The organism is Aeromicrobium sp. HA, assembly GCF_027171405.1.
Lineage (GTDB): Bacteria > Actinomycetota > Actinomycetes > Propionibacteriales > Nocardioidaceae > Aeromicrobium > Aeromicrobium tamlense.
On record NZ_CP114372.1, the window covers coordinates 1971712 to 1992050 of the forward strand.

The 20339-nt window shown below is 72.4% G+C and carries 21 protein-coding genes; 15 read left to right on the forward strand and 6 right to left on the reverse strand.

What is annotated here, in order from left to right; genetic code table 11:
* Positions 1–103: 103 nt before the first annotated feature.
* From hemQ to hemE, 3 genes are read right to left on the reverse strand one after another with little or no spacing between them, the layout of a single operon-like run.
* Positions 104–796 carry a hydrogen peroxide-dependent heme synthase gene (hemQ, locus tag O3S82_RS09755; RefSeq protein WP_179424195.1) on the reverse strand — a complete coding sequence of 231 codons (693 nt, stop codon included), beginning with the start codon at positions 794–796 and terminating at the stop codon, positions 104–106.
* Positions 797–806: 10 nt separating this feature from the next.
* The gene (gene hemG, locus O3S82_RS09760) at positions 807–2141 is read right to left on the reverse strand and encodes a protoporphyrinogen oxidase (RefSeq protein ID WP_269302492.1); all 1335 of its coding nucleotides are present in this window, start codon (positions 2139–2141) and stop codon (positions 807–809) included.
* A gap of 1 nt (position 2142) precedes the next feature.
* Positions 2143–3204, reverse strand: coding sequence for a uroporphyrinogen decarboxylase (hemE, locus tag O3S82_RS09765; RefSeq protein WP_179424193.1), 1062 nt, complete (start codon positions 3202–3204; stop codon positions 2143–2145).
* 67 nt (positions 3205–3271) lie between these two features.
* Between hemE and O3S82_RS09770 the strand changes: the two genes are divergently transcribed.
* The 3 genes from O3S82_RS09770 to O3S82_RS09780 are packed head-to-tail and all read left to right on the forward strand — an operon-like array spanning position 3272 to position 5733.
* Positions 3272–3850 carry a DUF3000 domain-containing protein gene (locus O3S82_RS09770; RefSeq protein ID WP_269302495.1) on the forward strand — a complete coding sequence of 193 codons (579 nt, stop codon included), beginning with the start codon at positions 3272–3274 and terminating at the stop codon, positions 3848–3850.
* The gene (locus O3S82_RS09775) at positions 3847–5085 is read left to right on the forward strand and encodes an HRDC domain-containing protein (protein ID WP_179424191.1); all 1239 of its coding nucleotides are present in this window, start codon (positions 3847–3849) and stop codon (positions 5083–5085) included. Before O3S82_RS09770 ends, O3S82_RS09775 begins: the two co-directional genes overlap by 4 nt.
* A gap of 57 nt (positions 5086–5142) precedes the next feature.
* Positions 5143–5733: a hypothetical protein gene (locus O3S82_RS09780; RefSeq protein WP_269302498.1), complete on the forward strand. Its 591-nt coding sequence runs from the start codon at positions 5143–5145 to the stop codon at positions 5731–5733.
* Positions 5734–5864: 131 nt separating this feature from the next.
* Here the strand turns inward: O3S82_RS09780 and O3S82_RS09785 are convergent, their stop codons facing one another.
* Positions 5865–6833, reverse strand: a complete 969-nt coding sequence (locus O3S82_RS09785) for an aldo/keto reductase (RefSeq protein ID WP_269302500.1) — start codon at positions 6831–6833, stop codon at positions 5865–5867.
* A gap of 31 nt (positions 6834–6864) precedes the next feature.
* On the opposite strand from O3S82_RS09785, the gene O3S82_RS09790 reads away from it, so the two are divergent.
* The 5 genes from O3S82_RS09790 to O3S82_RS09810 all read left to right on the forward strand — a co-directional run bounded on the left by O3S82_RS09790 (position 6865) and on the right by O3S82_RS09810 (position 12593).
* Positions 6865–7212 carry a hypothetical protein gene (locus tag O3S82_RS09790; RefSeq protein ID WP_179424189.1) on the forward strand — a complete coding sequence of 116 codons (348 nt, stop codon included), beginning with the start codon at positions 6865–6867 and terminating at the stop codon, positions 7210–7212.
* A gap of 72 nt (positions 7213–7284) precedes the next feature.
* Positions 7285–9585 carry a protein translocase subunit SecD gene (gene secD, locus O3S82_RS09795; protein WP_179424188.1) on the forward strand — a complete coding sequence of 767 codons (2301 nt, stop codon included), beginning with the start codon at positions 7285–7287 and terminating at the stop codon, positions 9583–9585.
* 21 nt (positions 9586–9606) lie between these two features.
* On the forward strand, positions 9607–10038 hold the full coding sequence (locus tag O3S82_RS09800; protein WP_179424187.1) for a TM2 domain-containing protein: 432 nt from the start codon (positions 9607–9609) through the stop codon (positions 10036–10038).
* A 36-nt stretch (positions 10039–10074) separates the two neighbouring features.
* The gene (locus O3S82_RS09805) at positions 10075–11448 is read left to right on the forward strand and encodes a cystathionine beta-synthase (RefSeq protein ID WP_179424186.1); all 1374 of its coding nucleotides are present in this window, start codon (positions 10075–10077) and stop codon (positions 11446–11448) included.
* Entirely contained in the window at positions 11445–12593 is a 1149-nt protein-coding gene (locus O3S82_RS09810; protein ID WP_179424185.1) for a cystathionine gamma-synthase, read from the forward strand. The genes O3S82_RS09805 and O3S82_RS09810 overlap by 4 nt, the downstream gene beginning before the upstream one ends.
* A 209-nt stretch (positions 12594–12802) precedes the next feature.
* Here O3S82_RS09810 and O3S82_RS17350 read toward each other — a convergent pair whose 3' ends face one another.
* Positions 12803–13330 carry a glycine zipper domain-containing protein gene (locus tag O3S82_RS17350; RefSeq protein WP_395487584.1) on the reverse strand — a complete coding sequence of 176 codons (528 nt, stop codon included), beginning with the start codon at positions 13328–13330 and terminating at the stop codon, positions 12803–12805.
* A 38-nt stretch (positions 13331–13368) separates the two neighbouring features.
* Between O3S82_RS17350 and O3S82_RS09820 the strand changes: the two genes are divergently transcribed.
* Together O3S82_RS09820 and tgt are read left to right on the forward strand one after the other, a co-directional pair.
* Positions 13369–13773, forward strand: coding sequence for a tetratricopeptide repeat protein (locus O3S82_RS09820; protein WP_179424183.1), 405 nt, complete (start codon positions 13369–13371; stop codon positions 13771–13773).
* Positions 13774–13807: 34 nt separating this feature from the next.
* Positions 13808–15007 (forward strand): tRNA guanosine(34) transglycosylase Tgt, encoded by a 1200-nt coding sequence (tgt, locus tag O3S82_RS09825; protein WP_269302506.1) that lies wholly within the window; start codon positions 13808–13810, stop codon positions 15005–15007.
* A gap of 1 nt (position 15008) precedes the next feature.
* Here the strand turns inward: tgt and O3S82_RS09830 are convergent, their stop codons facing one another.
* Complete coding sequence (locus O3S82_RS09830) at positions 15009–15731, reverse strand: queuosine precursor transporter (RefSeq protein ID WP_396336570.1); 723 nt, start codon at positions 15729–15731, stop codon at positions 15009–15011.
* Positions 15732–15796: 65 nt separating this feature from the next.
* Between O3S82_RS09830 and O3S82_RS09835 the strand changes: the two genes are divergently transcribed.
* The 5 genes from O3S82_RS09835 to cspE all read left to right on the forward strand — a co-directional run bounded on the left by O3S82_RS09835 (position 15797) and on the right by cspE (position 20246).
* On the forward strand, positions 15797–17038 hold the full coding sequence (locus O3S82_RS09835) for a geranylgeranyl reductase family protein (protein WP_269302509.1): 1242 nt from the start codon (positions 15797–15799) through the stop codon (positions 17036–17038).
* A 105-nt stretch (positions 17039–17143) separates the two neighbouring features.
* A complete protein-coding gene (locus tag O3S82_RS09840; protein WP_179424179.1) occupies positions 17144–17944 on the forward strand; it encodes an exodeoxyribonuclease III in 801 nt (266 codons plus the stop codon).
* A 35-nt stretch (positions 17945–17979) separates the two neighbouring features.
* Positions 17980–18402 (forward strand): MarR family winged helix-turn-helix transcriptional regulator, encoded by a 423-nt coding sequence (locus tag O3S82_RS09845; protein WP_179424178.1) that lies wholly within the window; start codon positions 17980–17982, stop codon positions 18400–18402.
* Positions 18389–19678 carry an MFS transporter gene (locus tag O3S82_RS09850; protein ID WP_269302512.1) on the forward strand — a complete coding sequence of 430 codons (1290 nt, stop codon included), beginning with the start codon at positions 18389–18391 and terminating at the stop codon, positions 19676–19678. The genes O3S82_RS09845 and O3S82_RS09850 overlap by 14 nt, the downstream gene beginning before the upstream one ends.
* Positions 19679–20042: 364 nt before the next feature.
* The gene (cspE, locus tag O3S82_RS09855; RefSeq protein WP_179424176.1) at positions 20043–20246 is read left to right on the forward strand and encodes a transcription antiterminator/RNA stability regulator CspE; all 204 of its coding nucleotides are present in this window, start codon (positions 20043–20045) and stop codon (positions 20244–20246) included.
* Positions 20247–20339 lie beyond the last annotated feature (93 nt).

Below are 20339 nucleotides of genomic sequence, written 5' to 3' on the forward strand. Positions count from 1 at the left end.
AGATGTGTAGCGGCATCCACGCCTTTCAGGCCGTCAGGCCCGAAAAAGGGTGGATACCGCTACACATCTCGCGCGCGGGGACCGCGTGACCGCGGCGCGGCGGTCAGGGCCAGAGCTGGGTGAGCTCGGGGAGCGAGAGGGCGCGGCCGGTGTAGAAGGGCAGCTCCTCGCGCACGTGGTTGCGGGCGCCGGTGGCGCGCAGCTCGCGCATGAGGTCGACGATGCGGTGCAGCTCGTCGGCCTCGAAGGCCAGCAGCCACTCGTAGTCGCCCAGAGCGAACGAGGCGATCGTGTTCGCGCGGACGTCGGCGTAGTCGCGGGCGGCCTCGCCGTGCTCGCGCAGCAGGTGGCGGCGCTCGTCGTCCGGCAGCAGGTACCACTCGTACGAGCGGACGAACGGGTACACGCAGATGTACTTCAGGGTGTTCTCGTCGGCGAGGAAGTTGGGGACGTGCGAACGGTTGAACTCCGCCGGACGGTGCAGGCCCGCGTTCGACCACACGGGCGCCAGGTGCGAGCCCAGCTCGGTGCGGCGGAAGGCGTTGTAGGCGTCCTGCAACGCGTCGGCCGTGGCCGCGTGCCACCAGATCATCAGGTCGGCCTCGGCGCGCATGCCACTCAGGTCGTAGGTGCCGCGCACGACCACGTCGTCGAGCTTGTCGAACAGCGCGTCGACCTCGGCCGCCATCGCGGCCCGGTCACCGTCGCCGAGTGGACGCTCGACCCGGAACACCGAGTACATCGCGTACCGGATGGTGGAGTTGATCTGTTCGGGGTCGACCTCGTGCGAACTCATGCGTCCATTCTCACCCGGCCATGGTTCGCTCGGCAGCAGCCCTCCCCGAAGCCACCACCGCGGCGACCCCGACGCCCTCGTAGGCCGCGCCGCACACCTCGAGACCCGGCACGGCGGCGACGTCGTCGAGCACGGTGCGAACGAGCTCGCGGTGCCCGACCTCGTACTGCGGGAGGCCACCGCCCCACCGCTGGACCGCCGACGCGGACACCGTGCCGAGCGAGCCGGCCGACGCCAGCACGGACCGCAGATCGGTGACGGCGAGGTCCACGAGCGCGGGGTCGTCGCGCTGGAGCACGGCGGTGTCGCCGGCGCGGCCGATCGAGGCGCGCAGCACCGTGGCGCCGCCGGCCTCCTCCGCCAGCCAGGCCCACTTGCGCGACGAGAACGTGGCCGCCTTGATCTCCAGCGGCTCGACCGGCGGCACGAGGAAGCCGGTGCCCGCGGGCAGCTCGGCGCCCTCGAGCAGCAGCGACACCACCACCATCGAGGCGTAGTCGACGCCCGCCAGCGCGAACGCGGCCCGGGGCGCGGCCTCGGCCAGCAGTCGCGCGGCAGCCGGCGCGGGCGTGGCCATCACGACGGCGTCGAAGCGCTCGCGGACGGCAGCGGTCGTGGGCCCGACCACGAGCTCCCAGCCGCCACCGTCGCGACGGACCGAGCGGACGGTGGCTCCCGTGCGCACCTCGAAGCCGCCGGTCTCGACGACCGCTCCTGGCACGCGCCCGACTCCCCCGCGCACGCCCACCAGCGCCGGGCCCGAGGCCTTCGGCAGGGCAGCACGCTCGGCGGCACCAGCCAGCAGGTCGGGACCGAGCTCGGAGATCACCGGCGCCGCAGCCCGCAGCGAGAGGCGCTCGGCGTGACCGGCGTACACACCGCCGAGCAGCGGCTCGACGAGGCGGTCGACGACGTCGCGGCCCAGCCGGTCGCCGACGAACTGCGCCACGGAGACGTCCTCGTCGGGCACGGGCACCGCCACCGACGTCACCGGATCGGTGAGGATCCCGGACGCCTCCAGCGCGGACAGGTCGGTCGGCACGCCCATGATCGTGGGCGGCAGCGGCCGGAGCGCGCCGTGACTCCACACCATCGACGGGATCGGCTCGGGCGCGACGACGTCGCCGGACAGGCCTGCCGCGGCGACCAGCTCGAGCGCCTCGGGCCGCCGCGCCAGCATCGCCTCGGCCCCGACGTCCACGGTGAGGTCGCCCAGTCGCGCCTGGCGCAGCTTGCCGCCGATCTCGGGCGAGCCCTCGAGCACGACGGGCTCGGCGCCCGCGGCCGCGAGGTGGAACGCGGCGGACAGCCCGGCGATCCCGCCGCCGACGACGGCGACCCGCACGTCAGGCCTCCGGCTCGTAGGAGTGGACGAAGTCGACCAGGCGCGTCAGCGCGTCGGGGTCGGTGGCGGGCAGCACGCCGTGGCCGAGGTTGAACACGTGGCCGCGCGCGGCGCGTCCGGCCTCGATGACCTCGGCGGCCCGTGCGTGGACGACCTCGGTGGGGGCGAAGAGCAGCGTGGGGTCGAGGTTGCCCTGCACCGCCCTCGGGCCGACCCGGCCGATCGCGTCGGCCAGCGGCACGCGCCAGTCGACGCCCACGACGTCGGCACCGGCGTCGCCCATCCGCGACAGCAGCTCGCCCGTGCCTACGCCGAAGTGGATGCGCGGCACGTCGAGGTCGGCCACCGACTCGAGCACGGCGGTCGAGTGCGGCCGCACGTAGGTGTCGTAGTCCGCCGGCGACAGCGCGCCCGCCCACGAGTCGAACAGCTGGATCGCCGAGGCCCCGGCCTCGACCTGCAGCCGCAGGAACTGGCCCGCGATCGCCGCGATCCGCCCCAGCAGCGCGTGCCACAGGTCGGGGTTGCCGTACATCAGCTCCTTCGTACGGCGGTGGTCGCGCGACGGTCCGCCCTCGACGAGGTAGGACGCGAGCGTGAACGGCGCGCCCGCGAAGCCGATGAGCGGCGTGCCGTCGAGCTCCTGCACGAGGCCGCGCACGGCATCGGTGATCGAGGTGACGTCGTCGGGCTCGAGGTCGCGCAGCGCGCCCACCTGCTCGGCCGATCGGATCGGCTCGGCCACGACCGGCCCGGTGCCCGGCACGATGTCCAGGTCGACGCCGATCGCCTTCAGCGGCACCACGATGTCGGAGAAGAAGATCGCCGCGTCCACGCCGTGACGGCGGACCGGCTGCATCGTGATCTCGACGACCATGTCGGTGCGGAAGCACGACTCGAGCATCGGCACGCCCTCGCGGATCGCGAGGTACTCCGGCAGGGACCGACCGGCCTGACGCATGAACCACACCGGCGTGTGCGAGGGCTCCAGACCCCGGCAGGCCCGCAGGAACGGGCTCGTGATGGCATCGTCGAGGGGGGTGGTGCGAGCGTCGGTGGTCACGTCCCGAGTCTGTCACGCCCTGCGTGTCGAGCCCCCGGCCCCCGCGATCCGTGCCTAAGATCACGGTGTGGGCGCCCGAACCAAGCTTGAAGGCATCCCGGCACCGTTCACGCGGGCTGTCGAGGAGGTCAAGCGTGCCGTCGCGCGCCCCGAGCTCGAGATCGGCGAGATGCCGGCCCCGCAGCGCATCGCGCCCTTCGCGCACGCCATGACCGCCGACGTCGTCGTCGCCGGCGCCGACCTCGGCACCGGTCGCTTCATCCTGCTGCACGACCCGGCCGGCAACGAGGCCTGGGACGGCACGTTCCGCTGCGTCACCTTCGCCCGGGCCGACATCGAGCAGGAGATGGCCTCCGACCCGCTCATCACGCAGGTCGGCTGGAGCTGGCTGACCGATGCGCTCGACGGCGCCGGTGCCGAGCACGCGAACCCGGCCGGCAGCATCACCGTGGTCCGCTCCGAGGGGTTCGGCGCGATGGCCGACGACGAGACCGACGCCCAGATCGAGGTCCGGGCCTCGTGGACGCCGCACGGTGACCTCGAGCCGCACGCCGCGGCGTGGATGGAGCTGCTCGCCAAGCTGGCCGGCCTCCCCCCGATGGCGCCCGGCGTCGTCCCCCTCACGCGTAGGCGCTCGGCCCGTTGACGAACGAACCGGAAGAGATCATCCCCGACGAGGCGCCCGAGCCCGTCCTCCCCCGCCTCGGCCTCCGCGAGCCGCTGACCCCGGTCGTCGACACCGAGGACGCCCTGGCGCGCGCGTGCGCCGAGATCTCGCTGGGCGAGGGCCCGATCGCCCTCGACGCCGAGCGCGCGTCCGGCTACCGCTACTCCCAGCGCGCGTACCTCGTGCAGGTGCGTCGCGAGGGCTCCGGCTCGTGGCTGATCGACCCCATCGCCTTCCCCGACCTCACCGAGCTCGGCCTGGCCTTCGGCGACGCCGAGTGGATCCTGCACGCCGCCACCCAGGACCTGCCCTGCCTGGCCGAGGTCGGCCTACGCCCCGCGTCGCTGTTCGACACCGAGCTCGCCGGGCGCCTGCTCAACCTGCCGCGCGTCGGCCTGGCGGCCCTCGTCGAGCACTACCTCGGGATGAGCCTGGCCAAGGAGTTCTCGGCGGCCGACTGGTCCACGCGGCCCCTGCCCGAGCCGTGGCTGGAGTACGCGGCCCTCGACGTCGAGGTCCTGCTCGAGCTGCGCGAGCTCGTGCTGGCCGACCTGGTCGCCGCCGGCAAGGACGGCTGGGCGCGCGAGGAGTTCGACGCCCTGCTGTCGTTCACCGGCCCGCCGGAGCGCAAGGACCCGTGGCGGCGCACCTCGAGCATCCACAAGATCCGCAGCCGCCGGTCGCTGGCCATCGTGCGCGCGCTGTGGCACGCCCGCGACGCCATCGCCGCCGACCGCGACGTCACCCCCGGGCGGATCCTGCCCGACGCGTCGATCGTCGCGCTCGCCACGCAGGCGCCGACCAGCCTCTCGGCGCTGAAGGACGACCCCACCATGCGTCGCCGCGGCCCGCGCCGGTTCCTCGACGACTGGTTCACGGCGATCGAGTCGGCGCTCGGCCTGCCCGAGGACGAGCTGCCCACCTCGGGCCAGCGCTCCGAGGGCCCGCCGCCCCCGCGCGCCTGGGCAGACAAGGACCCCGTCGCCGCGGCCCGCCTCGTGCGGGTGCGCGCCGTGGTCGCCGGCATCGCCGAGGAGCACAACCTGCCGGCCGAGAACCTCGTGGGGCCCGCCCTCGTCCGCGGCCTCGCCTGGCAGCCGCCGGCCGACCTCGATCCCGAGTCGATCGCGGCCGAGCTGCGCGAGCGCGGCAGCCGGAACTGGCAGATCGAGCTGGTCGCGGCGCCCATCGCCGCGGCGCTCGTCGACCCCTGAGCCGCATCCGAACGAACCTGCGCGTCACCTCACCGCCGCGGGTCTACGCTCGAACGCATGGCCGACTTCCACAAGCCGTCGTTGCCCGGTGCCGCCCTGTTCGACGCGGTGCCCGACCGGGACGACCCGGCCGAGCGCACGGCGGCGGGCCATCGCATCGCGAACCTGCTGGTGCGCGGCGCGCACGACCCGAGCGATCGTGACCTGATCGACCGCGTCCTGCACTTGGCCGACTCCGAGGGCATGGGCGTCATCGCCGAGCTGTGGTCCAAGGCGCCGTCCGAGACCGTGGCGGGCGCCCTGTGGCGGCTCTACGTCCTGCGCACGTGGGTGCGCAACAACCCCGTGCAGGCGTCGCGCGAGTTCGCGGCCGGACGCGCCTACGCGCCGGTGCAGGAGGTCCTGGCCGGAGTCGTCGACCCGCCCGGGCCGAACGAGGTCATCGAGCTCGCGGACACCGTCGTGCGGGGCATCGTCACGGCCGACTTCGACGTCGCCCTCGACCGGGCCGCGGCCTTCGCGCACATCGTCGGCGTGGGCCGCGGACAGATCGACGACAGCGATCCGGCCAGTGCCGCGCGCCTCGTCGACACGGCGCGCCACCTGCGCGCCGCGGCCGAGGCCGAGCGACACGGAGAGCTGCACTGAGTTTGGGCCCGGTCGTCTAGGCTGGTTCCCGCGCCGGGTCGAGGTAGCCCCGGGTCCCAACATCAGCCGCTACGAGCGGCCACGCGCCGTGAGGCGCTCCCGACCCGGCGCGCCCCTCCCCCTCCACGCCCTCAGCGGGGCGCGAACGTCGTGTACGAGTGCGCGGGCGCCATCAGCTCGTCGAGCCCCTCGGAGTCCTGCGCCGTGGGGGTCCACTGCGCCGCCTGCGCGTTCGCGGCCACCTGCTCCGGGCGCGAGACGCCCGCGATCACTGAGGCCACCGCGGGACGCGACGCGAGCCCGCCCATCGCGAGCTCGAGCAGGCCGATCCCGCGCTCGTCGGCGAACGCCTGGAGCGCGTCGATCCGTTCCCAGTCCGCGCCCTCCCAGCGCGCCCGCTGACCTGCGAGGCGGGTGCCCGCCTCGGGCTCGGCGTCGCGCGAGTACTTGCCCGTCAGCAGCCCGTAGGCGAGCGGGAAGTACGGCAGGATCCCCACCTCCAGCTCGACACACGCCGGGACCAGCTCGACCTCGGCCGCCGGGTTGTAGAGCGAGTACTCGTTCTGCGCCGTCACGAAGTGCGCGAGGCCGGCCGTGCGCGACACCCAGTCGGCGTCGACGAGCTGCCAGGCCGTGAAGTTCGAGCAGCCGATCGCGCGGACCTTGCCCTCGTCGACGAGCTCGGTCATCGCGCCGAGGGTCTCCTCGACCGGCGTGCCCGGATCGGGCGTGTGCAGCTGGTAGAGGTCGATGACGTCGGTGCCGAGCCGCCGCAGGCTCGCCTCGGCCGCGCGGCGCACGTAGGCCGCGCTGCCGCGGCGTCCGCCGTCGTCGCCGTTGCGTCCCTGCATGTCCATGCCGAACTTCGTCGCGATCACCACCTCGTCGCGCCGGCCGCGCAGCGCGGCGCCCAAGAGCGTCTCGCTCTCGCCGAGGGAGTAGGTGTCGGCCGTGTCGAAGAATCGCACCCCGTGCTCGAAGGCCGCGTCGACGACGGCGGCCACCTGGTCGCCGTCGATGCGCGCTCCGAACGCGTTGCAGCCGATCCCCACCGGTCCGACCTCGATGCCGCTCGTGCCCAGGACGTGTCGTGTGCTCACGCCCCCACCGTAGGACGGTTACACTCGCCGGGTGATCCGGACCACCCACGCCGCGCGACGTCTCGTCGCGGCCCTGGCCGCCGTGCTGCTCGCCGGCATGCTGGGACTGGGTGCCGTCGCCGGCTTCTCCGGCTCGGACCGTCGGGCCAGCGGCACGACGATGTCGGCCGGCCAGGACGGTCCCGCGCAGCCCCGGGTCACGGTCGCGAAGGCGACCTCCGACGATCACGCGATCTCCGTCGACCTGCCCGCGGGCACGATCGACGCCGCGCTGACCCTCACGGCGGCCGGCCTCGTGGCCCTGGCCGTGGCACTCGTCGTCGCGCAGGTGGGTCGGGCCGTCCCGGCGCCCGCCGGCCGCGCCCCGCCGCTGGCCTGACCGGATCCCCGGTCCGTCCCGCCACCCCTGTTCTTCCTCGCCGCGCCCCGCGGCCCCCATCGAAAGTCACCCATGCGCTCCAAGACCAACTTCTGGCGCGGGCTGATCTGCCTCGCCGTCATCGTCGGGTCGATCGCCGTCGCGTTCACCATGAAGCCCAACCTGGGCCTCGACCTGCGCGGCGGCACGCAGCTCACCCTCGAGACGAAGTCCACCGATCGCGTCACGGCCGACGCCGAGTCCACCGACCGGGCCCTCGAGGTCCTGCGCGGCCGCGTCGACGCCCTCGGCGTCTCCGAGCCCACGCTCGCGCGCTCGGGCGACAAGCGGATCATCGTCGAGCTCCCCAACGTCCAGGACCCGAAGAAGGCAGCCGAGGTCATCGGCCAGACGGCCAGCCTGGAGTTCCGTGAGGTCAAGGCTCCGGCCGACGAGAGCACCAAGCCCGCGAAGGGTGAGGTCGTCCTGCCCGACGAGTCCGGCCAGAGCCTGCTCCTGGGCCCCGTCGCGTTCGACGGCAACGGCATCAGTGACGCCAACGCCGCGCTCCCCCAGCAGGGCCTGGGCGACTGGGTCGTCAACGTGGAGTTCAACGGCACCGGCCGCGGGCCGTGGCGCGACCTGGTCACCTCGGCCTGCCAGAACACCGCCGCGGGCAACCGCATCGCGATCATCCTGGACAACGAGGTCATCTCCTCGCCCGGCATCGTCCCCGAGCTGTGCCAGTCCGGCGGCGGCAGCTCCACCAGCATCACCGGCGACTTCACGCAGGCCAGCGCCGAGGACCTCGCCGCGCTGATCAAGGGCGGCGCGCTGCCCGTGCCGGTCGAGATCATCGACCAGCGCACCGTCGGCCCGACGCTCGGCGCCGCAGCCATCGACGCCTCCATCCAGGCCTCGATCATCGGTCTGGCCCTCACCGGCCTCTTCATCATCTTCATCTACCGCCTCACCGGCGTGATGGCCACGATCGCCCTGTGCGTCTACGCCCTCATCTCCTACGGCGCACTGGTCCTGCTGGGCGCCACCCTGACCCTGCCCGGCCTCGCCGGCTTCGTGCTCGCGATCGGTCTGGCCATCGACGCCAACGTCCTGGTCTACGAACGAGCGCGCGAGGAGTATCACGAGAATCCGAAGGCCGGTCTGCTCTCGGCCCTGACCACCGGCTTCTCCAAGGCCTGGTCCGCGATCATCGACTCCAACGTCACCACCGTCCTCGCGGCGCTGCTCCTGTTCTTCCTGTCCGCCGGACCGGTCAAGGGCTTCGGCATCACGCTGACCATCGGCGTCATCGCCTCGATGTTCTCCGCGCTCGTCGTGGCCCGCTGGCTGACCGAGTGGCTGGTCAAGCGCGGCTGGGTGCGCCAGCACCCGCAGGTCAGCGGCATCGCCGGCATCTCCAGCGTGCGTCGCTGGCTGAACGACCACGGCCCCTACCTCGTGCGTCGCGCGGGCATGTGGGTCGCGGTCTCGCTGGCCGTGGCCGCGGTCGCCATCGGCGGCATCGTGGTGCGCGGCCTCGACCTCGGCGTCGAGTTCGCCGGCGGTCGCCAGATCGAGTACACGACCGCCGAGGAGATCACCCCCGACCAGGCCCGCGAGGCGGTCGCGGACGCCGGCTTCCCCGAGGCCGTGGTCCAGTCGTCCTCGGGCGACGGCGGCGAGAACATCTCGGTTCGCCTGCCCAACATCGACGAGGACCAGGCCGAGCAGGTCCGTGCCTCGATCGCCGAGGTGGGCGGCGAGACCGTCCAGGTCCGCTCCGACACGATCGACCCCACGCTCGGCAAGGAGCTGCGCAACAAGGCGATCCTGGCGTTCCTCATCGCGGTGGCGGCCCAGATGGCGTACCTCGCCTGGCGCTTCCGCTGGACCTGGGCCGCGGCCGCCATCGTCTCGATGGCGTCGGTCGTGCTGGCCGTGGTCGGCGTGTTCGCCTGGTGGGGCAAGCCGATCGACGGCGTGTTCCTCGCCGCGATCCTGTCCATCATCGGCCTGGCGGTCAACGACTCGATCGTCGTCCTCGACCGCATCCGAGAACGCACGCGCACCCGGGACATCCCGTTGCGCGAGATGGTCAACGAGGCGATCCTGTCGACGCTGCCACGAACGATCAACACCGCCATGGGTGCCACGTTCATCCTCGCGGCGCTCATGTTCCTCGGCGGCGATTCGCTGCGCGACTTCTCGATCGCGGTGCTGCTGGGCCTGCTGTTCGGCCACTTCTCCACCGTGTTCACGGCGGCCACGCTCGGCCTGCTGCTGGAGGAGCGCTGGCCGTACAACCCGGACAAGGACCCGCGGAACAAGGTCGATCCGTACGCCCACATCGTCGACGGGCGCGGCATGCCGGACGAGGGCGCGATCGTCTGATCGCGCGGTAGCGTTCGGGTCATGACGACCCCGCCGAACGACCCGCAGCCGGATCCCGATCCGCACGCGGGCGACCACGATCCGACGGTGCGGTTCGGCGGGGCACAGCCCCCGCCTCCCCCGCCTCCGCCGCCGCCTCCGGGTGCGTCCTTCCCGCCCCCGCCCCCTCCGGGGCAGGGTCCGGGCTGGGGCGTCCCGGGGGCGCCGTACGGGATCGACCCGAAGACCGGCATCCCGTTCTCGGACAAGTCCAAGATCGTCGCGGGCCTGCTCCAGCTGATCATCCCGCTGGGGATCGGCCGGTTCTACACCGGACACACGAGCATGGGCGTCGCCCAGCTGGTGGTCACCCTCGTCACGTGCGGCATCGGTGCGCTGTGGCCGTTCATCGACGGGATCCTGATCCTCGTGTCGGACTCCAAGGACGCTAACGGGCGCCCGCTCAGGTCCTGATCGGACGCGTGTGACACACGGTGCGATGATGGGGTCATGGCCATCGCGAACCACGTGGTCGACCTCATCGGCGACACTCCCCTAGTCCGGCTGAACTCCGTCGTACCCGAAGGCGCGGCCACCGTCGTGGCCAAGCTCGAGTACCTGAACCCCGGAGGCAGCGCCAAGGACCGCATCGCGGTCAAGATGGTCGACGAGGCCGAGGCGTCCGGTGCGCTCAAGCCGGGCGGCACCATCGTCGAGCCCACCTCGGGCAACACGGGGGTCGGCCTCGCGCTCGTCGCGCAGCAGCGCGGCTACTCGTGCATCTTCGTGTGCCCCGACAAGGTCAGCGAGGACAAGCGCAACACGCTCAAGGCGTACGGCGCGCAGGTCGTGGTGTGCCCCACGGCGGTCCCGCCGGACCACCCGGACTCCTACTACAACGTCTCCGACCGGCTCGTGCGCGAGACCCCGAACGCCTGGAAGCCCGACCAGTACTCGAACCCGGCCGGTCCCGCCAGCCACTTCGAGACGACGGGCCCGGAGATCTGGCGTGACACCGACGGTCGCGTCACGCACTTCGTCGCGGGCGTCGGCACCGGCGGCACCATCACGGGAGCCGGTCGCTACCTCAAGCAGCAGAACCCCGACCTCAAGGTCATCGGCGCCGACCCCGAGGGCTCGGTCTACTCCGGTGGCTCGGGTCGCCCGTACCTCGTCGAGGGCGTCGGCGAGGACTTCTGGCCCTCGGCCTACGACCCCGCGATCCCCGACGAGATCATCGCCGTCTCGGACGCCGACTCGTTCGACATGACCCGCCGCCTCGCCCGCGAGGAGGGCCTGCTCGTCGGCGGCTCGTGCGGCATGGCGGTCGTCGCCGCCGTGCGCGTGGCCGAGCGACTCGGCCCCGACGACCTCGTCGTCGTGCTGCTGCCCGACGGCGGCCGCGGCTACCTGTCGAAGATCTTCAACGACGACTGGATGGCGTCCTACGGCTTCCTGCGGACGCCGCTCGACGGCCACGCCGCCGACCTGCACGTGAGCGACATCCTGCGTCGCAAGAGCGGCGCGATGCCGGCCCTGGTGCACACGCACCCGTCCGAGACGGTGCGCGACGCGATCGAGATCCTGCGCGAGTACAACGTCTCGCAGATGCCGGTCGTCGGTCCCGAGCCGCCGGTCGTGATCGGCGAGGTCGCCGGCAGCGTGAGCGAGCGCGAGCTCGTCAGCGCCGTCTTCGAGGGCCGCGCCCAGCTGACCGACGCGGTCGCCCAGCACATGGAGCCGCCGCTGCCGATCATCGGCTCCGGCGAGGACCTCGCCGCCGCCCTCGACGCGTTCAAGGGCAGCGACGCGCTGATGGTCGTCGACGAGGGCAAGCCACTCGGCGTCCTCACCCGCCACGACCTGTTGGGAGTGCACGTATGAGCGAGAACGGCGGAGGCTTCTCCACCCGCGCAATCCACGCCGGCCAGGACCCGGACCCGCGCACCGGCGCGGTCAACATCCCGATCTACGCCAGCTCCACGTTCGCGCAGGACGGCGTCGGCGGGATGCGCGAGGGCTTCGAGTACGCCCGCACCGGCAACCCCACCCGTCGGGCGCTCGAGGCCAACCTCGCCGCGCTCGAGGGAGGCACGTACGGCCGGGCGTTCTCGTCCGGCATGGCGGCCACCGACACGGCCCTGCGTGCGATCCTGCGTCCGGGCGACCACCTCGTGATCCCCGACGACGCGTACGGCGGCACGTTCCGGCTCATCGACAAGGTGTTCTCGCACTGGGGCATCGAGCACACGCCGGCGCCGGTCAACGACCCCGAGGCCATCGCCGCGGCGATCACCGATCGCACGAAGCTGGTCTGGCTCGAGACGCCCACGAACCCGCTGCTGAACGTGGCCGACATCGAGGCCGTCTCGGCGATCGCGCGCGACGCCGGCGCCCGGCTGCTCGTCGACAGCACGTTCGCCTCGCCGTACCTCCAGCAGCCGCTGGCCCTCGGCGCCGACATCGTGCTGCACTCGTCTACGAAGTACCTGGGCGGTCACAGTGACGTCGTCGGTGGCGCGCTGGTCACGTCGGACGCCGAGCTCGACGAGGCGTTCGCGTTCCTGCAGAACGGCGCGGGCGGCGTGCCCGGTCCGTTCGACGCCTACCTGACGATGCGCGGGATCAAGACCCTCGCCGTCCGCATGGACCGCCACTGCGACAACGCCGAGGCGATCGCGCGGATGCTCGTCGACCACGACGCCGTCAGCCACGTGAGCTACCCCGGCCTGCCCGACCACCCCGGTCACGAGGTGGCCGCGCGCCAGATGCGCCGCTTCGGCGGCATGATCTCGCTGCGCCTGGCCGGCGGTCGCGAGGCCGCGCTCGACCTGTGCTCGCGGACGAAGGTGTTCACGCTCGCCGAGAGCCTCGGCGGCGTCGAGTCGCTCATCGAGCACCCCGGTGCGATGACCCACGCCTCCACGGCCGGGTCGCAGCTCGAGGTGCCCGAGGACCTGGTCCGCCTGTCGGTCGGGATCGAGGACGTCGAGGACCTCCTGGAGGACCTGGAGCAGGCTCTGGCCTGAGACTCGAGTCACTACGGCGGCGCTCAGCCGTTCGTTAGGCTCGACGTCATGTCCCGCAAAGGTCCTGCCACCGGTCTGTCCTGGCTCCAACTGGTGGCCGGTGCACTCGCCGCGATGACCTCTGCGTGGGTCGCGTCGTACCTCGGCGTGGCCGGCACGATCATCGGCGCGGCGGTCGGCAGCCTCGTGGCGTCGATCGCCAGTGCCCTCTACGTGCGCGGCCTCGACCGCGGCACGACGTTCATCACCGAGAGCGGCACCGTGGTCTCGCGCGCGGCGCCCGCCGGCGAGGTGGAGGGAGTCGACGAGGGCGAGATCCTCGTCACCGAGCACGAGTCGACCGTGGCCGTCGAGGACTCCGAGCGAGCCTTCTCGTGGAAGCGCGTCCTGACCTGGACCGCGCTGGGCCTGGGCACGGCGCTGCTGGTCATCGGCGGGTACGAGCTGGCCACTGGGTCCTCGTTCGGCAAGGCCGACAACCCCACGATCAGCCGCCCGTGGCAGGACCGCGGCAGCGGCGGCGAGTCGAACGACGAACCGGCGCCCTCGGAGTCGACGCGGCCCACCGCGGACCCGACCGCCGACCCCACCACGGCTCCGACGACGGCGCCCACGACGGCCCCGACGACCGCACCCGCGCCCGCGCCGCAGGTGCCGGATCCGACCACCGCGCCCACCGTCGAGCCCACGCCGGAGCCCACGGCCGGGGCCCAGGAGTAGCCGGGAACATTCCGCACCCTCCCGCCGTTGGAAGCGGTGACGAGAGGAGAGCGGAATGACCATCTGGATGAAGCCCACGCTGACCGACGAGAAGATCGAGGCGATGGAGCCCTTGGCGGCGTTCCGCTACGCCGAGGAGCTGCTGGACTCGCGCTTCCCGCGTGAGGCCGCCCGCGTGCTGCGGCCGCTCACCGAGGCCGAGCCGCGCAATGCCGCCGTGTGGGAGCTGCTGGGCCGTGCGCACTTCGCCGCCGCCCACCTGGGCCCAGCCGAGGAGGCGTTCCGCACGCTGGTCGATCTCGAGCCCACGAGCGCCTGGGCGCAGACCGCGCTCGGCCTGTCGCTCGACCGGCAGAGTCGTCACCGCGAGGGCGCGGTGCACCACCGCCTCGCCGCCGCGATGGGCTCCAGCGCGCGCGACGCCACGCGCGTCGAGCTGGTCGACCGCCCCGCCGACTGACCGCGAGCACGGCCCCGTCTGTTTGGATGGGGCCGTGTTCACCGTCGGAAGCACCCTGCCGGACGCCCCCGGAAGATCGGGCACCATCGAGACCCCGCACGGCTCGATCCGGACCCCCGCCTTCGTCCCCGTGGGCACGAAGGCCACGGTCAAGGCCGTGCTGCCCGAGTCGATCTCCGAGCTGGGCGGGCAGGCCGTGCTGGCCAACGCGTACCACCTGTACCTGCAGCCCGGCGCCGACATCGTCGAGGAGGCCGGTGGGCTCGGGGCCTTCATGAACTGGCGCGGTCCCACCTTCACCGACTCGGGTGGCTTCCAGGTGCTGAGCCTGGGCGCCGGCTTCAAGAAGACCCTCGCGATGGACGCGGTGGGCACCGAGGCCGACGACGTCATCGCCCCCGGCAAGGACCGCCTCGCCCACGTGGACGACGACGGCGTCACGTTCAAGAGCCACCTCGACGGCTCGAGGCACCGCTTCACGCCCGAGGTCTCGATGGGCATCCAGCACCAGCTCGGCGCGGATGTCATCTTCGCGTTCGACGAGCTGACCACGCTGATGAACTCCCGCGAGTACCAGGAGGAGTCGCTCGCGCGCACGCAGGCGTGGGCGCGGCGCTGCCTCGACGAGATCGAGCGGCTGCGCGCGCTGCACCCCGACCGTCCGCGCCAGGCGCTCTACGGCGTCGTGCAGGGCGCCCAGCACGAGGACCTGCGGCGCCGCGCGGCGCGGGGCCTGGCCGACCTGGCCTTCGACGGCTACGGCGTCGGCGGCGCGATCGAGAAGGAGAGCCTCGGCACGATCGTGCGCTGGGTGACCGACGAGCTGCCCGACGACCGCCCGCGGCACCTGCTCGGCATCGGCGAGCCCGAGGACCTCTTCGAGGGCGTCGAGGCCGGCTGCGACACCTTCGACTGCGTCACGCCCACCCGGGTGGCGCGCTCGTCGCGCGTCTACAGCGCCACCGGTCGCTACAACCTCATGGTGGCGGCCTCGCGCCGCGACTTCGGGCCCATCGAGGACGGCTGCGACTGCTACACCTGCACGCACTACACGAAGGCGTACCTGCACCACCTGTTCAAGGCGAACGAGTACAACGCCGCGACGCTGTGCTCGATCCACAACGAGCGGTTCTTCGTGCGGCTCGTCGACGCGATGCGCGCGGCCATCGAGAACGGCGACTTCGCCGAGCTGAAGCAGGACTGGCTGGGCCGCTACCTGGCGGGCCGGCGCTGAGTCAGGCCGCGAGGTAGCTGGGCTCGCGCCGCTTGAGCCCCGCGATGACCCGCACCGTGACGGGCATGACCAGCAGCTCGACGCCGACCTTCAGCACGACGCCCATGACGAAGTAGTTCACGAAGGCGCCGAACGTGGTGACGCCGATCGCCGAGGCGGCGATCGCGCAGAAGATCAGGGTGTCGGCGACCTCGCCCACTCCGGTGGAGCCGATGAGTCGGGCGACGAGGCGACGCTCGGCCGAGCGCTGCTTCATCCGCACCAGGACCCACGAGTTGAGGAGCTGCCCGACGACGTAGCCGGCCAGGCTGGCCAGCACGATCTGCGCGACCGGGCCGAGGACGGCCTCGTACGCCGCCTGGTTCTCGTACCAGGACGCGCCGGGCAGCAGCTGGACCACGAAGAACGTGGCGGTGGCCAGCGCGGCGGCCGCGAAGCCGGTGAGGATCGCTCGGCGGGCGGCGCGCAGGCCGTAGACCTCGGAGATCACGTCGCCGAGCACGTAGGCCAGCGGGAACAGCACGACGCCGCCGTCGACGACGAGCGGCCACAGCTGCACCGGACCCAGCATCACCTGGCCGGAGCCGATCTCTACGGCCTTGCTCGCGACGATGTTCGACACGACGATCACGACGCAGAACATCGCGATCAGGACGTCGTAGTGGGTGGAGCCGCGGGAGGCGAACCGGACGACGTCGGGGCTCGGCGTGGACGTGTGGGACACGACCGCCATCCTCCCACGGCGCGCCCCGCGCCGACCCGGCGTGGGCCCGGTGGGAGAATCGTCACATGAGCCTGCCGACCACCACCGACGTCCTCGTCGTCGGCGCCGGTCCCGCCGGCTCCTCGGCCGCCGCGTGGACCTCGCGACTCGGGCTGGACACCGTCCTGGCCGACGCGGCCACGTTCCCGCGCGACAAGACCTGCGGCGACGGACTCACCCCGCGCGCGATCGCCGAGCTCGAGCGTCTCGACCTCGGTGACTGGGTGCGCGGCCACACCGTGAACCGCGGCCTGCGCGCGGCCGGCTTCGGCCAGGAGCTGCTGCTGCCGTGGCCCGGCGGCTCGCTGCCCGACCACGGCTCGGCGGTCCCCCGCACCGAGCTCGACGACCGCATCCGGCAGCGCGCCATCGACGCCGGCGCCACCGGGATCGACGGCGCCCGTGCGGTCGACGTCGAGCGCGGTCCCGACGGCTCGGTCACCGGCGTCGTCTTCGACACGGCCGCCGGCCGCCACACGATCGCGTGCCGTCGCCTCGTCGTGGCCGACGGGGTCCGCTCTCCGCTGGGCCGCGTGCTCGGGCGCGAGTGGCACCGCGAGACCGCGTACGGCGTCGCGGGCCGCAGCTACGTCAAGTCGGGACGCGGCGACGACCCGTGGATCTCGTCGCACCTCGAGCTGCGCGGTGAGAGCGGCGAGCTGCTGCCCGGCTACGGCTGGATCTTCCCGCTGGGCGACGGTCGCGTGAACCTCGGCGTGGGCGCGCTGGCCACCGCGAAGCGCCCGGCGAAGGTCCAGATCCGCCCGCTCATGGAGTACTACGCCACCCTGCGCCGCGAGGACTGGGACCTCGGCGCCGACCTGCACCTGCCCACCTCGGCACTGCTGCCGATGGGCGGCGCCGTGTCCGGCGTCGCCGGACCCAACTGGATCGTCATCGGCGACGCCGCCGGCTGCGTCAACCCGCTCAACGGCGAGGGCATCGACTACGGGCTCGAGACCGGACGCATCGGCGCCGAGCTGCTCGCCACGGACGACTCCCCCGCCGAGGCGTGGCCGGCCATGCTGACCGCGCACTACGGCCCCGCCTTCTCGATCGCACGGCGTCTCGCGGGCCTGCTCACCGTGCCGCACCTGCTGCCCGCCGCCGGCCCGATCGGCATGCGCTCGCACGCGCTCATGACGATCGCCCTGCGCGTCATGGGCAACCTCGTCACCGACGAGGACCACGACCTCACCGCGCGCGTCTGGCGCTGGGCCGGCCGCCGCTCGATCCGCCTCGACGAGCGCCCGCCCTTCTCCGACTGACGTTCGCCCGCCCTCCGCACTTCTGGAACGCGATGCACGCTTTCGCCGCCCGGAAGCGTGCCTCCCGTTCCGAAAGTGGTGGGTGGGGGCCGGTAGCCTCGCGGGGTGCTGAGGATCTCGACCGTCAACGTCAATGGCATCCGCGCCGCGTGGCGCAAGGGGATGAAGGAGTGGCTCGAGGGCCGCGACGCCGACATCATCACGCTGCAGGAGGTGCGCGCGCCCGACGCGATCGTGCACGAGATCCTCGAGGGCACCGGCTACCACGTGGTGCACACCGAGGCCGCGGCGAAGGGCCGCGCGGGCGTCGCCGTGATCAGCCGCCTCGAGCCCACCAGCCACCGCGTCGGCAACGGCGACGCGTTCTTCGACGACGCCGGACGCTGGATCGAGTCCGACCTCACCCTGGCCGACGGCTCGGTCCTCACGGTCGTCAGCGTCTACGTGCACTCGGGCGAGGCCGGCACGCCGCGCCAGGAGGAGAAGTACCGCTTCCTCGACCAGATGACCAAGCGGATGGCCGAGCTCGGCGGGATGGACGGGCACGCGCTCGTCACCGGCGACCTCAACGTCGGCCACACCGAGCTGGACATCCGGAACTGGAAGGGCAACCGCAAGAAGGCGGGCTTCCTGCCCGAGGAGCGGGCGTACTTCGACCAGTTCTTCGGCGACCTGGGCTGGTACGACGTGCACCGTCACCTCGCCGGACCCGTCGAGGGCCCGTACACGTGGTGGTCGATGCGCGGCCAGGCCTTCGACAACGACACCGGCTGGCGGATCGACTACCAGATCGCGACCCCCGAGCTGGCGCAGTCGGCCCGCGCCGCGACGGTCGACCGGGCGGCCAGCTGGGGCGAGCGCTGGTCCGACCACGCGCCGCTCACGATCGACTACGACCTCGGCTGAGCGCCAGATACATAGCCCCGTGATATAACGGGGCTATGGAAGAGATCGCCGACATCACCGACGTGCTGCGTCGGCTGAGCAACACGATCGCGCGCCGCACGCCCCGGCTGGAGACCAGCCGAGCGGCGGCGAGCAGCCTGGCCATCCTCGACTCCGAGGGTCCCCAGCGCATCACCGCCCTGGCCGAGCGCGAGGCGGTGTCGCAGCCTGCGATGACCAACCTCGTGCAGCGGCTCGAGGCCCAGGGCCTCGTCACGCGCGCCGCCGACCCGGCCGACGCGCGGGCCAGCCTCATCTCGATCACGCCCGAGGGCCTCGCCGTGCTGCACGAGCGACTGCGCCTGCAGGACGAGCTCATCGCCGCGACCGTCGCGCGCCTCTCCCCCGACGACCGCGCCGCGATCGCCGCCGCCCTGTCCGCCCTCACCCACTTCACGGAGTCGCATGAGTCACGCTGAAGCCCCGCACCTGTTCCGCCAGCCGAAGGCCGTGTACGCCGTCGCCTTCGCCTGCGTCATCTCCTTCATGGGGATCGGCCTGGTCGACCCGATCCTGCCGGCGCTGTCGTCCGAGCTGGACGCGACGCCGAGCCAGGTCACGCTGCTGTTCACCAGCTACCTCGTCGTCACCGCGGTGATGATGCTCGTCACCGGCTGGGTGTCCAGCCGCATCGGCGCCAAGCGCACGCTGCTCGTCGGACTGGCGATCATCGTGGTCTTCAGCGCGCTGGCCGGCTCGGCCGACAGCATCGGCGGCATCGTCGCCTTCCGTGCGGGCTGGGGCCTGGGCAACGCCCTGTTCATCGCGACGAGTCTCGCGGCCATCGTCTCCAGCGCCCGGGGCGGCTTCGCCGGCGCGATCATCCTCTACGAGGCGGCGCTCGGCCTGGGCATCGCCGCCGGTCCGCTGCTCGGCGGCGTGCTGGGCGACATCAGCTGGCGCGGCCCGTTCTACGGCGTGGCGCTGCTCATGTCGCTGGCCCTCGTCGCGACGACGCTGCTGCTGCCGGCCACCCCGAAGCCCGCCACCCCGACCTCGCTGTCCGCTCCCCTGCGCGCCCTGCGCCACCGCAGCCTGCTGCTCATGAGCCTCACCGCTCTGCTCTACAACTGGGCCTTCTTCACGATGCTGGGCTACGCGCCGTTCCCGATGGAGCTCGAGGCGATGCAGCTGGGCTGGGTGTTCTTCGGCTGGGGCGTGCTGGTCGCGATCTTCTCGGTCGTCGGCGCGCCGCGCCTGCAGGCCCGCTTCGGCACGGCCGTGTCGCTGTACGGAGCACTCGCCGGCTTCGCGGTGGTGCTGGCGTGCATCGCGGCCTTCCCCGACGACCGCGCGGTCCTGGTGACCTGCGTGATCGTGTCGGGCGTCTTCATCGGCATCAACAACACGCTCACCACCCAGGCCGTCATGGTCATCTCACCCGTCGAGCGCCCGGTGGCGTCGGCAGCGTACGGCTTCGTGCGCTTCATCGGCGGCGGGCTCGCGCCGTTCGCGGCGGGCCAGCTGGTCGAGGCCACGAACCTGCACGTGCCGTTCGCGATCGCCTCGCTCGCCTGCCTCGCGGCCATCGCCGTCCTGACCACGAACCACGCCGCCCTGCGCCGTGCGGACGCCGGGATGGACGAGGACGCGCACGCCGATCGCGAGGCCGGTGAGGTGGCGGGAGAGGTCGCCGACGAGTTCGGCGGGGCGCCCGGCGCGATCGACGACTTCGAGACGGCGGACCGCCGCTGAGCGGGGCCGGAACAGGTGCGGGGGACGCGCCGTCCCCCCGGATGCACGCCCCCCGCTCGGCCCTCCGGCGGACCGGCGGGCACCACCCCTGGCGGGTGGTTCTTCCTGACTATACCGACGTAGTCACTCGGGTGGGTGTCGCGGCGCGCCGCGTTCACGGGACATTCACTCCGACGCGGTGTCTCAGGGGCCTGCCCCGACCCCTTCCCGTGTCGTAGGGTGGTGCCAGTTGCACGACGTTGGACAGCAAAAGGATGCGGTTCCCTCCGGGGCGTGGTTCCTCTCGCGGTTGGATGTGCGTCGCGACCGTCGGCCGTGACCATCGCGTCCGACCATCGCCAGAAGGATCAAGAGGAGAAAGACCATGGCCACCGGTACCGTCAAGTGGTTCAACGCCGACAAGGGCTTCGGATTCATCGCCCCCGACGACGGCGGCGAGGACGTCTTCGCGCACTACAGCGCGATCCAGTCCAGCGGCTACCGCTCGCTGAACGAGAACCAGAAGGTCGAGTTCGACGTCGAGCAGGGCCAGAAGGGCCTCCAGGCCGCGAACATCCGTCCCCTCTGAGACGGACTCACTGCCTGACGGCTGCACAGCCTGAACGCTGAACGCCAAGAACCCCACCACCGCGAGGTGGTGGGGTTCTTGCTGTCAGTGCCG